Annotated in this window: 7 protein-coding genes; all 7 read left to right on the top strand. The window is 50.9% G+C overall.

Annotated elements, in window-relative coordinates:
• The first annotated feature begins 360 nt into the window (after positions 1–360).
• The 7 genes from MHB49_RS31745 to MHB49_RS31715 all read left to right on the top strand — a co-directional run bounded on the left by MHB49_RS31745 (position 361) and on the right by MHB49_RS31715 (position 14,828).
• The gene (locus MHB49_RS31745; RefSeq protein ID WP_405154239.1) at positions 361–2,154 is read left to right on the top strand and encodes a vWA domain-containing protein; all 1,794 of its coding nucleotides are present in this window, start codon (positions 361–363) and stop codon (positions 2,152–2,154) included.
• 18 nt (positions 2,155–2,172) lie between these two features.
• Positions 2,173–5,562, top strand: coding sequence for a tubulin-like doman-containing protein (locus MHB49_RS31740; RefSeq protein WP_405154238.1), 3,390 nt, complete (start codon positions 2,173–2,175; stop codon positions 5,560–5,562).
• Between the two features lie 14 nt (positions 5,563–5,576).
• Positions 5,577–8,132 carry a transcription initiation factor TFIID gene (locus MHB49_RS31735; protein WP_405154237.1) on the top strand — a complete coding sequence of 852 codons (2,556 nt, stop codon included), beginning with the start codon at positions 5,577–5,579 and terminating at the stop codon, positions 8,130–8,132.
• A 221-nt stretch (positions 8,133–8,353) separates the two neighbouring features.
• The gene (locus tag MHB49_RS31730; RefSeq protein WP_405154236.1) at positions 8,354–9,637 is read left to right on the top strand and encodes a vWA domain-containing protein; all 1,284 of its coding nucleotides are present in this window, start codon (positions 8,354–8,356) and stop codon (positions 9,635–9,637) included.
• Positions 9,638–9,657: 20 nt separating this feature from the next.
• Positions 9,658–10,305: a beta-mannanase gene (locus MHB49_RS31725; RefSeq protein WP_247899694.1), complete on the top strand. Its 648-nt coding sequence runs from the start codon at positions 9,658–9,660 to the stop codon at positions 10,303–10,305.
• 90 nt (positions 10,306–10,395) lie between these two features.
• Complete coding sequence (locus tag MHB49_RS31720; RefSeq protein WP_247899693.1) at positions 10,396–11,655, top strand: TRAFAC clade GTPase domain-containing protein; 1,260 nt, start codon at positions 10,396–10,398, stop codon at positions 11,653–11,655.
• Positions 11,652–14,828, top strand: coding sequence for a hypothetical protein (locus MHB49_RS31715; protein WP_405154235.1), 3,177 nt, complete (start codon positions 11,652–11,654; stop codon positions 14,826–14,828). The genes MHB49_RS31720 and MHB49_RS31715 overlap by 4 nt, the downstream gene beginning before the upstream one ends.
• Positions 14,829–15,144: the final 316 nt, after the last annotated feature.

Below are 15,144 nucleotides of genomic sequence, written 5' to 3'. Positions count from 1 at the left end.
TCTTCCCGGGAAACGGGTTTGCGCCGATGAAGCAGGAACGAAATTACCTTTATCATGACAAAAAGAAACAATATGGCGAGGCATCCGTATGTAACCATAATCCGTTCCTTTCGAGAGCTTGATAATCAAGCGTTGTTATATTGCAGTTTGCTGGCAATAACTATATCATATTTCCATAGTTGGAACTTTCATGCCAGATTATGACGTGTTTTCGTCGGTTTTTGTCAGTCATTACAAAACTGTAACTGAAGATAGGGGTGCTTTTCAGAATTTATTAGTAGACTGTTAAGATTTCCTTAAGGCTTGACGCCTATAATAAACTATTCCCATTTTAATCTCAAACGTGAAGGAGTACACCCAATGCTGCGGACACGCAAAATACGCTGGCTCAGCGGAACTCTGGTTCTGCTGGCATTTCTAACGCTGCTGCTACCTCAGACGTTGCTGCCACATGCTGCAGCGGCTAAGGCACAGACAAGCGGAATCGATGCGGTACTTGTAGCCGATGTAAGTAATTCCATGAATACAAGTGACCGTGACAAGATCAGCAATGAAGCCATGAAAATGTTTATTGATATGCTGCCGGTCCAGGGGGACAAGGTAGGGATTGTTGCTTATACCGATCAGGTGGAGCGGGAAAAAGCATTGCTGGAGATTCAGTCCGATGCGGACAAGAGCAGCCTGAAAGACTTTATTGATCAGCTCGGCCGAGGGCCATATACCGATATCTCTGTCGGGGTGGCTGAAGCGGTGAATGTGCTGAACCATGGGGCTGATGCATCTCACTCACCAATGATCGTACTGCTGGCTGACGGTAACAACGATTTTAACAAAACCAAGGGCCGTACCCAGGCACAGTCCGATGCGGATCTGGCCAAGGCCGTTAAGGAAGCACAGGATCAGGGGATTCCCGTCTATACGATTGGATTGAACGCAGACGGCAAACTGAACAAGGACGCACTTGCAGATTTGGCCAAGCAGACTGGAGGCAAGTCCTTCATTACGGATACGCCGGATGATCTGCCGCAGATTCTGAGTGAGATTTTTGCCGATCACGCCAAACTGAATGTGGTGAAGCTGCCCTCTATTACAGGAAACGGCAGTTATCAGGAAGTTACCGTGAACGTACCGAACGACAGTGTACTTGAAGCCAACATTTCGATTATGTCTTCGAAACAAGTCCAGATTGAATTGACCGATCCTTCGGGCAAGGCCGTAGATCTGAACTCGGATGCAGCCAAGCTCTCGACCTCCAAAAGTTACTCCTTGGTGAAGCTGCTCAAGCCTCAGGAAGGCGACTGGAAACTTCGGGTAAAAGGGGCTCCGAAAGACAGCATTGATATCAACCTGTTGTTCAACTACGATCTCCAACTCGTCGTGGACCCGATTAAGACCAAGTCCTATACGAAGGGTGACAAAATTGATCTGGCCGCCAAGCTGGAGAATGGGGGACAGCCGCTGCAGGATAATGATCTGTATGCCGATATGAAGGCGACATTGGTTGTAAACGATCAGGATACAGGCAAAAGCACAGAACAGCCCCTTGAAAACACGGGCACCGGGTTCGCCGGAACGTTTGAAGTACCCGACAACCATAACTACGAGCTTGTGATCCGTGCAGAAGAAGACAGCTTCTACCGGGAAAGTGCTCCAATTACGATTAATGCGGGCGGAGCAGCCGGTAGCGGAACTCAGCCAACGACTCCTGCGGGCGAGCAGGACAAGCCGTTTCCATGGATGCCTGTTATTTTGGGCGTGATCGCCTTAATCGTGGTCGCTGTGGGTGTCTGGTTCCTGTTAGGCTGGCTGAAACGCAAAAACCGTGGATTTGTCGGACAGATGGTTGTCGAAATTCGCGATGAAAATACCGGGGACAAGTCGTACCCGCAATATAAAAAGCTGGCATCCTTCCGGGGCAGATTCCATTTGCACCAGCTGTTACAGCTGGACCCTGAATTGAAGGAAACCGAGAAATACGTATTTACACCCAGCAATGGGGATCGAATTATCATTCGCAACACCGCAGGCGGAACGTTGGAGAAATCCGGTCGTGCCGTTGATGCAAGCTCAGGCGTTGAACTGAAGAACGGTGACCGACTGAGCATCCCGCTGCAACAGGCGGACAAAACGATTTTGATCGAGTATTTAGTGTAATCCAAGGGAGGACAACGAATGAAACCGATTGTTAGAGAACATATTCAGCAACTGGATGTATCGCTTGGCGGAGGGATTGTCAGCGAGAAAATCAGAGTCGATACGATTGATAACCCGATTCTGATTATCGGTCTTGGAGGAACAGGTATTGATGCGCTGCTGCGTCTTAAATACCAGATTAACCGACGTTTCAAACTGCCACAGGACCCGGTATCCAAGAAAAAAATGGACAAACCGTCAAACGTGGAGTTCCTTGCTTTTGAAACGAACGAACAGGATCGCGCCAAAAAGTATAAAGGCATCGGACTCGATCCAATTAATGAATTCGTATTGCTGTCCAATGCCGAAATTGGTGGATTGCTTCAGAACCGCAGCGTATTGGAACCGTATATTACGGACTGGCTGTCTCCGGAGCTGAGCATTACCGATGGCATGAACGGCGCAGCAGGGGTGCGTCAGGCTGGACGTCTGCTGCTGTTCACCAAGATTAACCAGGTCGTGCAGGCGATCGACAAAAAGATCAAAACATTATCTGTAGGCACGAACAAAAAACTGATGGTGTTCCTGCTGACCGGTCTTTCCGGCGGTACGGGAAGTGGATGCTTCCTCGATATCTCCTATATCGTGCGCGGGATTATCGAACGCGATCACGGCTCGGCCGGGATTGACCGCGTGAACACGCTGGGATATCTGTTCACCCCAGACGTGAACCTGTCCAACAAAAGCTTGAGTGAACATACTCGCGAATATATCCGTAAGAATGGATACGCTGCGCTCAAGGAACTGGATTACTGGATGAACGTGGACAGCCGGGGTGAGCGTTTCTCCCAGAAATACGGCAATATTCTGACTGTAAATTCACCGCTGCCGCCGTTCAACCTGTGTCATCTGATTTCTGCAACCAATACGGAAGGCAAACTGCTGGAGAACGCCTATGATTACTGCATGAACGTCACCGCCGAGAACATTACGAACTTTATGGCAAGTGAGGAAAAGCAATCTGGCGAGGAGTTTGCCATCCACGACTATATCAGCAACATTCGCACAAACATCGCGCAGATGAACAAAGCCTATCCGGCCAACTATGATTACAACATTATCGGTGCATCCTCAGCGGTACTGCCGATTGAAGAAATGACAACCTATCTGGCTTACCGCATGTTCGACAAAATGAGCACCATGTTCTCCAAAGCGCCGAACCAGGAGGATACCGAGAAGTTTGCCCGCAAGCTGGGCATCGATCTCGAAAGTGTGGTCAAGTCCTTTGAAGCCCGTGTGCCGGAGCCGCTGCCAGGTTACCAGAACAGTGAGCGTCTGTCCTATGGCAATGTGGTGAAATCACAGGTCGTGAACATGGACACCGAACTGGAGCAGAACTTCCTGGCTCGTGCCCGTGAAGAATATATCAAGGCGAAGAAGCAATTGCCGGGAGAAATTGCGGGTCAGTTCACTGAACAGATCCGGCGCATGTTTTTGCATCCTGAACAGGGTCCGTTCTATGTCTCCCGTCTGATCTACACGGAAAAAGGCTTCTGTGTGCTGAAGATGATTCAGTCGTACATTGAAACCCTGCGTGAGAATGCCTTCCGCATTCCGCGTGATATTGAGGCTGCTCAGGAGCAGTCCGAAGAGAAGCTGGGCGATGCGAAGAGTGCTTTTGTCTCCAAAGAGAAGAAGAAGAATGCTTATATTGAAGCAAAAATTCATGAGTACTGGCTGCATGCCGATGTGGAACGCAATGATCAGATGATCGAGTTCTACGAGGACCTGTACGAATTGCTGAACCAGGAGAACAGCCGCATTTATAACGTATTTACCGAAACGCTGAACGCACTCAGCTCGATTTTCTCCAAAAACGGGGATATTCTGACACGCGGCGAAGAACAGTCCGACCACAAAGGCAACAAAACGTATTACTGGAACGTTGTAAGTGTGCCGGATATCGTCAGTGTGGTTGACGGACTGCTGGACAAGCGCGATACGGATGATCTGATCCGCGACTTCTCGCGTGAATTGTTGGAGAACTCCAGCCAGTGGGTGAAAGAAAATGAGATCGATATCGTCAGCTCCATCTCTGATTTCCTGACTGAGAAGTTCGGAGATCTGATTACCCGCTCGATGGAGGACTTCCTGGTGATCAAATATGGACAGGACGAGTCGGTCGAGAAATTTGTGGAACGCTTCATTGCAGGCAAACTGGATGATGAGGCAGTTCCGGTGTTCAACCTGAGCAACAGCACAGGCAGTCTGCATTTCCCATCTTGGGGATTCGTATCGGTGCCGGCACAGGCGCCGGGCATTCTGCGAGGGATTCGCAACTATCAGAATAATGCTGTGGGTAAATCTCATTTTACCGTTAAGGAAAGTGAAGTGCGCAACCGGATCTTCTGGCTGAACACGCGCAACGGGGTGCCACTGTTTGTGTACACACCACTCAAAGTATATGAGGAAAGTTATGAACGTACCATTTTGGACAAAGAAGGTATCGGCCGTCACCTGGTGCAAACCGAGAAGAATAACTGGACCTATCTGCCGTCTCCGATCCCTGAAAAGTCATGGGGTGATGTGTACGAGAACGCCCGGGTGAAGCAGTACAATGCCCGTGTGCGTAATGAATTCGAGCAGGCGATTGCATACAAGATTGTTACAGCCAAAACGATTGACGAAAATACAAGCAACCGCTACGCCGTTGTTACGACCGAACCGTTTGACCTGTCCGCGAAGCTCGCTGCTTACGACATGCGCCTGACGTCCACCACGCCGAACCTGGGTGAAGTGAAGCGGGCAGTCATGGAATTGAAACGCCTGCAATCCGAAGGACTGCCGCGGGTGTCGGTGAAGGATATTTTCGGAAGTATTAATGAAGACATGGCCAAAGAAAACCTCGTTCGTTCCCCGCAGCTGATCGCGCGGGTACGTGAAGAACTGGCGAAGATGAACGCCATCTCGGCCAAAGTCGCTGAGCTGGAAGGCATTCTCGCCCAGCATCAGGACGAGGAGCAATGGTATGATCGCTTCATCGAAGCACTCTACACCGATACCATCGTGAAGAAAGGTGCCCTGTACGTCTATGACCGTGATCCGGAAGAAGACGCATGGGAGCCGTTTGCGAACCTGATGAAGAGCCGCAACTTTGCTGAATATGAAGTGTTTGGCAACTTCCGTGGACTGGCAGAGAAGGATCGCAGCACGTTGCTGCGCAAAGCTTCCCGCCGGGATAACGACCTGACCGCTTCCGAAGACATCACGCCACTGCTTACGAAATTGGATGATCTGGCTGCATTGTTCATGGAATCCCGTGATCGTCTGGAATACGAGCGAGTGGAACTGGCAAACGGGGAAGACATCTACCAGTTCTACAGAACGATGTCATCGAAACTGAATGACATTCGCAGAAGGCTGAAGTAAGGGTGGCGGCCGGAATGGAGTTCAGCTCGAACAATGCTCTGAAGCGCAATCTGGAGAAGTATGCAGCACAGTATGCAGCAGAGCAGGAGCGCCAGGGCAGCCTGGGTGATGGTCGCAGCAGTATCCATTACCCCGCGTTGTTCCTGTTCGTGGGTGACCAGGTTGCTCCGGCAGTATCTGCTGTACAGGAGATCAACCGGCTGAAGTGGGATAACGGAGAAGGCGTAGTCTATGTACAGATTGGGACGGAAGATCAGGATGACGTGAGGGCGCACTCTGATCATGACAGCAGCGTGCGAATGAAGCATGACAACGATAACCGTGGTCAGCTTGATCACAGCGAATATAGCGATAACGTTCAACGATCATATCCAGGCTGGCATCGTCCTTCTGAAGCTGTGAATCGCAGCTCGTCCGATGACGGTCAGGTGACCCGCCATGTGCTTCCGATATCCGGGGCGCATACCGGACGTCCTTCCAAAACACTTCGCAAGGACGTACATCGCAGCTTCCACGATTCAGATCAGGCACTTTTTGGTCTGAATCGCACGCTGCGGCGGGTGAGTAATCGTATCGCCGAATACGGACGGTTATATTCATCGTTCGATCGAATTTACGTGACCGTCGTGACCCGAGCAGATGATCCATTGAATGTGTTGTTGCCGGAGCTTACCAAGTTGACCGAAACGATACTGGCTCAATCCTTCAAGTCGGTGCAGACCGATTTGCATGTGCTGGTCAGCGAGATGGAGCAGGTCGATTCCTTTGGTTATGCAAGCGCGGCGGGACTCGCTTTTCTGCGGGAGCTGGATTACATGCAGGGGCTGGACTATACGTTCAGCGGCAATCTGCTGGTTACGGAGGACGGTATCTCCATTCCGGTTGTACATCCCGCTTCTCCGCTATTCGATCTCGTATATATTTTGTCAGACAAGAATGAGCGAGGAACTGGCGTACCTGGCGGGTGGATCGAAAATGCCGAGATCATCTGCCGGATCTGTCTGCTTAAGAACCGGAAACAGGATGCAGATAGCTCCGGTTCGGTATCAAGCACAGGGGCCAACACATATAACAACACGTCGTTCAAAAATAACATCCGTACAACCTCGGATCAGCATGGTTATGCCAGCGCGGGTTTTGCCGAGATCAGACGGCCAAACAAACCCATTGCACTCGCGGTGTTGTATCATCTGTATCGTTATCTGCTTGAACGGATGCGGCAGGAACCCGAGTGGAGCATCAAGGACAAGCTCGCCTTTTTCGGACTGGATGGGGCTTCGGTAGAGCGCAAAGTGGAAGGGATTCTTCCCGATGAGGATCTGGTGAGCGGCATGAGCGGCATTATGACGCATAACGTCAGCTTCTCCGATCTGAAGCCGCTCTCGCTGCGTGAAGCGGAAAGAGCACTGTTCGGTCATGGAGCAGAGGCGTATTTCCGTGATAACGTGGTCCGCCTTGCCGAGGAACGAGTTCGTCAGCGCAGCACGGAAGGTTCGCTTCGTCGCCAAGCCGAGCAAGCGCGCACGGAGCATCCTGAGGTTGGCTATTTTCAATGGGCCGCCTGGAGTGACAGCGGATTCGGCAGCGTGCGTGAGGCTTTGCTTGGATTGATTCGTGATAAATCGGTGCAGCTTGAATCCGCACGTGCCTTGCTGGAGCAGCGTCAACAGGAGCGGGTAGAGGATCAGTCGTTCAAACGTGCGTTGTTCCGTGACAAACAGAACGTGCGCAACCTGATCGATTGTTTGTTGGAGCGCGTGTATGTGCCCAAAATTGAATTGCTGCGTTTGGAGAATGAATTGCAGCTGCTTCGTGTCTACGACACAGAGATGGAACAGCTGCATACGTTCAGCCGCAGTGTAACGGAAGCATTAGCAACGCTGGAACGTGTCTTGCGTGAAACAGCGGTAGAGAGCATAGCGGCTGCAGATGAATATATCGGTCAGAACGTCATGGAGTACTACGGTAAAGTGACGGAAGCGCTGATTACCGATTTGGAGGCAAAGCGTGGACGGGATGTCTGGTTTGAGGACCGCCATATGGGGGATATGAACCGACTTGCGACGGAAGGTAATGAACGACTCCTGCAACGTCTGATGGAAGTATGTCATGTAATGCTGCTTGCAGCAGAGCCGCTTCGGGTACCTTTTGAAGAAGAATTGCTGTTACGAGCGAATGTTACCATTACCTATGGCGACAAAAATGTACTGACCCGGGATGATCTGTTCCGCCGCTTGTATCGCACACTGGAGGATCAGGCGGTCGTTCGGGTAAGAGTATTCGACTATACGCAGGAACATCGGTATGAAGAAAAATATTTCTTTGGTGACCATGATAGTGCCTTCATGGACTACGCGGCGCATGCCGAAGAAACATCACGAATCTATAAGCTGGGTGTGGTATACGAAGAACGAAGCAGTGGTGTGGAGAAGCTGAATCTGATGGGAGGCTTCCACCTGGAAGACCTGATGGTGTATCGCAACGGCCGGGTATATTACGATTCGTATACGGAGAATGGTTATGAGCTCCATCCCTCCGATCTGGCCGAAAAGCTGTCACCCCTGCGTTAAAACAAAAGGCCATGTCATGAATAGACGAAATGGGAGGTGCAGCCGGGATGGGATCATGAGATGGCGGTATGGCGGTGTTTTCGTTCATAAACTGTATCATCTCCTGTAAGGATCCCAATCAGGCTGTTTTTCGTCCGATACATGAAGCCTTCATTTTTCATCAACCCATCTTGTATTAATTCAGCCGTTCATCGGCTGGTTTGGAAAGGATGCATGCAAACATGCAGCGAAAAATCAATCTTCTCCTGGTCCTGTTCAGCCTGATTGGCGGAGCTGTGGGCTTTGCGGCTGGAGAAATTATGCTTCGTCAGTGGCTTGGAGAAATGCCTCGTCTATTGCTGATGGGTCTATACTTTGGGGTACTGGCGCTCAGTGTGGGTTTATTCTGTATCATCGCAGAGATGATCTCGCCCAGGCTGAACGGGGCTTCCTGGAAGCTGCGATATCTCGGACTATCCTGGAAGCTGCTTGTTCCGGGGACACTAGCACTGCTTTTTGTCGTCGGACTTGGTTTGCAATTGTTGTATCAGATTAATCCAGGCGGTGCGAAGCAAGTCAAAGATATTATACTGATGATCGATAATTCGGGCAGCATGACCGAAACGGACCCGGATAACGGTCGCTTTGAAGCGGCCAAAACGCTGATTAGCCAAATGGAAAGCGACAAACAGGTCGCGGTAATTACCTTTGATGATCAACCGCAGCTGCTGCAGCCGTTCACCCCGTTGGACAGCGAAGCGGCCAAAAATGAGGTATACAGCAAGATTGACGGCATCGTAACGACGTCGGGTGGCACCAATTTTGATGCAGTGCTGCGCGAAGCGATGGAGCAAGTTAAAGGCAAACAGGACCCGAAACGCGGTACGGTGGCAATCTTGCTATCCGATGGATTCAGTGATGTAGACACCTCGGGCATTTTGTCAGAGTATGCAAATGAACAGATTGCTGTCAATACGGTGGGTCTGAGTCTGGTGGACCCTTCTGGAACCGACTTGCTGCGTCATATCGCTCAGCAGACAGGCGGTATGTATTATGATGTACCGGATTCCGGGGGTCTTAATCTGGCATTCCAGCAAATTTACGATACGATAGACGAACGAACGCTGGTGACTGAACGTACAGGCATGATGGAGCACAGTACGTATCTGGCTATTTTCCGAGTGGCCGCCATACTGTTGATGGGTGTCGCACTGGGCGTGTCGCTCGGACTTGTATTCGATAACCGTCATCTTGCACTCAGCTTCGGTATAGGCGGTGCCGTGTCCGGTCTATTGGCAGGACTCCTGCTCGAATGGGGTCTGGACGGATCAACGGTTGGTGATGCATTTGTAAGATTCGGAGCGATGCTCATCTTGTCTGGTGTGTTAACCCTGTTCACCTGGATCATTCCGATCAAGGAGAATACACCGCGGAAGACGCGTGGGCGCCGCGATGCTGGTGGAGGGACCAATTCGGTAGAAGGATTCGGTCAGCGGGCAAGAGATTCGCGCAGCAAAGGATTTTGACGTCTGGAGGTAGGCGATAGATGCGTTTTACGGATGCAGACCCTTCAGCGCCCCTGATTCGCAGACTGACACTTGCAGTGGACGAGAACCAGTGTACACTTCGCTGGCTCTGGCCAGAGAGTGTGGAAGCTGTATATGTTGAACGGCTGGAGCTCGATATGATGGGTGATGATCGTACCGGGGAACAGGCTGCACAGGGTAAGCTGAAGTTATACACGAGAGAAGAATATAAAGCAAGCAATGGATATATGGATCGAATCACAGGTTTTGGTGCCATCCGGTACACGGTATATGTATGTCAGATGGAGGAGGACGGGCCAGTTCTGGTGCGTCAGCGTGATGGAGACAACACGGTAGTTGCCAGTGCAGGCAAGGCGGATATTCGCTTTTCGATCCGGTACAAGAGCGGTTTTTTCCAGAAACGAAAAAGTGTACTGATGACCGTTACAGCCGAAGCACCTGTTCCGAAGGAAGCGCTCTGTTATGTGCGCAAACAAGGCGGGGTTCCTTTAAATAAGGAAGACGGCACGGTGTATCCTTTTGTGAGTGACTTTGCTCCAGGGAGAAATGAGATGCCGCCCGTCGAAGTAGCCAAGGACGATTACGTGAGGCTGTTCTTCACGGACGGACCAAAATACGGAGCCGCCTATAGGCTTATATCAGACTAGATAGTTAGGCGAGTTTTTACACAGAAACTCTGTCAACGTAGTGCAAGTGTAAATCAACTTTGTCTAACGGATCAGGGGAGGGGAGTGGCTATGAGCTTTTTTAGTCGGTTTTTGAAGAGACAGCAGCCGGAGGAACGTCCGCTGTTTTACGATATTGTATGTCCGTATTGCTTCAGCAAGTTTTCACCGGAGGAGGTTGTGTTCCGGGCTGCGCATCATCGCGACGACGATGAGGACTACGCACTTGGGGAAGATGCGAAGCTCAATCGATATCGCGAACGGTTTGGACTGGATACGGTGTTTGATATGGAGGCCGTGCTGGCTCCGCATGATGTACCGGAGGAACATCGCATCTATTCGGATAACATTGTAATGGGCCTGAACGACCGTTACGGTGTCGTTACGCGGCGTCGGCTGTGTCCACAGTGCCACAACGAGCTGCCGGTCACGGCAGGCAAAGCACCAAGCAATATCATTTCCATTATAGGCGCATCACAGGTGGGTAAATCCGTCTACATGACTTCATTGATTCATACATTGCAGCATTACACTGCCGATCATTTTGATGCGGCCTGCATGCCGCTGAATGCGGAGATTAGCCGTCGGTTCCGTGCCGATTATGAAGAACCATTATTCGAGCGGGGCGATCTGTTGGATTCAACGCAGAAAGAGAAGCTGCAGGAGCCTTTTATTTTTCAGTTTGTATTCAAGGATGAAGATAAAGCTCCGCTGACCCTGGTGTTTTTTGACGTCGCTGGTGAAGGTATGGTGGAGCAGGACTATCTGGGACTTCACGGGCAGCATATCAAGAACTCGGCAGGCATTCTGTTCATGGTGGACCCGCTCCAGATTCGTTCCATCCGGGACAAAATCCGCATCAACCTCGGCAATGAGCCAGGCGAGTGGACGCCAAGATACGATGAGCCGCGTGATGTGGTTCTGACGATGTTCGGTGACTTTATTGCGTACCAGGACAAAGCCAAAACGAATATTCCGACAGCCATTGTACTCACCAAAAGTGACATGCTGCATTCCCTCAAGGATGAAGAGGGCGATTATATCAAATCCAACAGCAATGTATTCCGCAACATGGTACACCGCGACTGGTTCGACCTGACCGAATTCGAGAATATCGACGGGGAGATCCGGCGTTTTATCGAGAAGGTGGACCGTCCGTTCAAAGGCACGATGGATGTGTATTTTAAGGATACGGCTTATTTTGCGGTGTCAGCGCTGGGCAGCAATCCGGTGGATATGAAACTGCAAGGTGTTGTCAGTCCAATTCGTGTCGATGAGCCATTCCTCTGGCTGCTGTACAAGCTGAAGTACATTGAGGGGAGAGTGGGATGATGCGTTCTTCCATAACCCCGCCAATTGAACAACAGATGTACACCAGAGAGCGGCGCGGGGTGTTTCGTACAACGGAGGGGTTCGATACGGTTGCCGCATCGCCGGGACTGGACCCTTCTTTTATCAAAAAAGTGCTTCATCCCTACTGCGTCTACGACGCTCCAGCGGAGCTGACAGGTCGGAGTGAGAAGGACGAGTCGAAATTCCCGCCTTCCATTCACCTGCTGCATCTGGAGAGCGGAGAGACGATCCTTGGGCAAAATGTGTATCAGTCCGCTGATTTCACCGGGCTGCGCAGCGCCTTTTTTGCCCATAACTATGTCTTGTCTCCCGAACGCTCGGAAGAGCAGATGAAGCAAGGCGGCTGGCTGGATGCTGTGTTCGCCACGTCCTATGACATCGAACAAGGCACAGTGCTGCCTGCGCTTACGGAATTGCCACTTGCGGCTGGTGTTGGACAAGGCTCTCCAAGCCAGATCCTTGGCGCTCTGAAAATGGACGAGGTAGTATTCAAACGACTGCTCTATGCCGTTATGCAGGCCGTGGCGACACGCCGAAAAGTATATATTGCGCTGGATGTGCCAGCTGAAGAAGTAACAGCCAGAGCAAAGGGATTGCTGCGTTTGTTATTTACGGCGCTGCCTTACGCGTTCCGGCGGCAGCTCGGCTTTATGACGTTTGCGAAGGAGCCGCAGGCGAAGAAAGGCATCCACCTCCAGTTTGTGGAGCGAGGCACGCTTCGTCCAAAAGACCGGAATACCGAGAAGGATTTCACCTTTGATCTGGTATCGGGCAGGGTTACCCATGCAGATGCATCTGTGGCCAATCTTCCTTACGCGGAATTTGCCTGGTCTCTGCTTCATGAGCCAGCGGCTGCTGGTCCATTTTATGATTTTGCTGATGAGATGCTGTCTGGCATGGAACCTGGACGGGAGCTCTCCATTGAAGCATACGGAGAACTCTCCATGTTCTATCGTCTGGAGCAGGGCAGGGAAGATCTGTATGTGGATAACAAAAACGATGTCCTGAGCGGCTTGCTCACCTACTTGAAACCGGAAGGCGGGGCACAGCAACGTTCACGTTTGAATGAACTGTTTCTTACATTGCTCAGTCGTGAGCTGGACAGCGTCAAAAGGGAGAATGTACCTGAAGAATCGGTTGCTGCACGCATCGGGGAGTATTTCCGGGTCGCTGCGCCCGTCGTAAAGTCCCGGATCGTGGATTATTTCATCTACGGCGTTAATAACGCCCGCTCACAGAAACGTATGCGTGCTGTGCAGGAACTTTATGGTTTGCTGGATCGGGACAGCCTGTTAAGCCGTGCTTTCTTCGATAAAGTGTTGGCGAACGAATCATTGACCAAGCTGTTGTTCGAGCCCTATCTGGATAATCAGCTGAAACGTACGGAATCAGCTGCCGATGTGGTGGAAGTGATCCAGAGATGGATTACATCTCACCCATTTGCCATTCACAATAGCTTCTTACTGGAACGGACAGCAACCGAGCTGCGTGAACGTCTGTGTTCTGCGCCTAACCCAGTTCAGTCTGCCAATGAAGCTCTGAAACGGGTTAGTGTATTGGATCGTCCAGTTGCAGGCTCCGCAGACACGGGGATTACCGCCCGAATTGGGCAGTCTGGAGCTTCAGTCCGCGCTAACCGGAAAGGTGGAACTGATTCCGCTGTTCAACCACCTGCTTACCAGGAGGATTTAACCCGGCTCGCAGACAAGCTGGCTTATGTTATTAACTTGTTTATGATCCAGGATCTCGATCTGGAGCGGGTTAACCGTGAACAGCTGCTAAGCATTGATATTTTGCTGCATGGCAACGAAGTTAGGGACTGGGCTGCACGCCAGGGAGCGGATGTATCCGCACGTACGAACATGATGTTGGCAGCGCGAGCATGGCTTAGCGGTGAGGGGCGTGACGAAGAGGAACTGGAAGCACTCTCCTTGGCCGAGCGTAACGAGCTCCAGCGCTGGACGCGTCGCTGGCTTGCCTTAGAGCTTCGCGATCGCCCGGATACGGCTGCGTTTGAAGCACTGCCGCTGGCTTTCTATCGCGGTGGCAGCAGCAGGCTCGATTATCCAGGTCTTATTGAATTTATCTACAGTAGCTCAGGACGTACAGAAGTGTTGTATCAATTTATGGAATGGTCGGGAAATCAACGATTGTTTATTCGCGGCTCCAACGCACATAAGGGATACTCGGATGCCATCGTGGCCTACTTCAAGGCCCATGATCGGGAAGCTTTTAAGTCAAAGTCAGCGTTTAAACCCTATTATGCCAGAGCAAGCAAGACGATGAAGCCGGCCTACGACCGCGCCAAAACAGAGCTGTCTTCCCCACTGGTACGTATGCTGACAGGTAAAAGGAAAAACCTTTTTTTAGGATTGGTCATTGCCATCCTGATTCTGGGTATTGCTGGAGGCACGTATGCTTTGATAGGGGACAAGGCGGAGACGCCAGCAGCATCACCTCCACCGACACAGGAGCCCGTTGTTCCCGCTGAACCTGAGGTACAGCTCGCTGAGCAGATTGCTTACCTCGTTCCGCCATCCGAAGCGGAAGACGGTACACATACGCCTGCCCGGTTGGTGATCCGTTACAGAAACGAAACGGACAGCAACGCTTTGCAAACGGACACGCTCCAATGGAACTTGAAAGATGGTACTACACAAGAGCTCCAAGCCGGGGGTGAATGGGAGAGTTTCAACCGAAATGAGGATCCGGATGGGGAAGGAGCAGCCGGAAACAGCTCAGAGGGCACGCCAGAAGGAAGCTCTGCAGGTTCTTCTACTGATACTGCGGACGATACTCAGCAGAGCGGAGAAGCCAAGCAAGAGGCGCAAGAGGCAGATTCAGCCTCAACGGATGGCAACACTTCAGATCCAGCAGCAGGGAGCACATTGACGGATGCAGGTACTGGCACAGCCTCTGATACTACGGATGGAGACACACCACAGGGAGGTGCAGACGGCACGTCTTCAGATTCGCCTGAGTCTGCTGGCTCAGGTTCACCTTCAGTGGATAATCTGACTACTGCCGAAGCAGATCGGTTATATCCATATGGGCATGAAGTGGATCTTCCGGCTGATATCGATCTGGAGAACATCGTCAGTGTTCAGAGTGGAGAGACCGTAATCAACCTGGTCCCGGAACCGAAGCTCTGATTCATATGATCTGATTCATATGACTTGAATAGGTTATTTACAGAATACAGCCACCTCGAAGAAACTTCGCAGGGGCTGTATTTTTGTTGTTGTTCGAACGACGGAGATTGATATATATAAAATGAATCATTAAAGGTCTAATTTTCACAAATCGGACACATTATTAAGATGTTGGGCAATTCGGCCATGTGCAAAAGCGTTAAAATGCATATACACGATGAGAAAAGCTCTCACATAAAGCGCGGGCAGTTTGACCGATTTCTTGTAAAATACATCAAAAATAGCTCTCAACCATCAAGGAATTTGGTATTTGGTG

It is taken from the genome of Paenibacillus sp. FSL K6-0108, from assembly GCF_045040695.1.
GTDB lineage: Bacteria > Bacillota > Bacilli > Paenibacillales > Paenibacillaceae > Paenibacillus > Paenibacillus pabuli_B.
The sequence above is the reverse complement of the archived record's forward strand: the minus strand, read 5'-3'. Positions and strand labels throughout refer to the sequence as shown.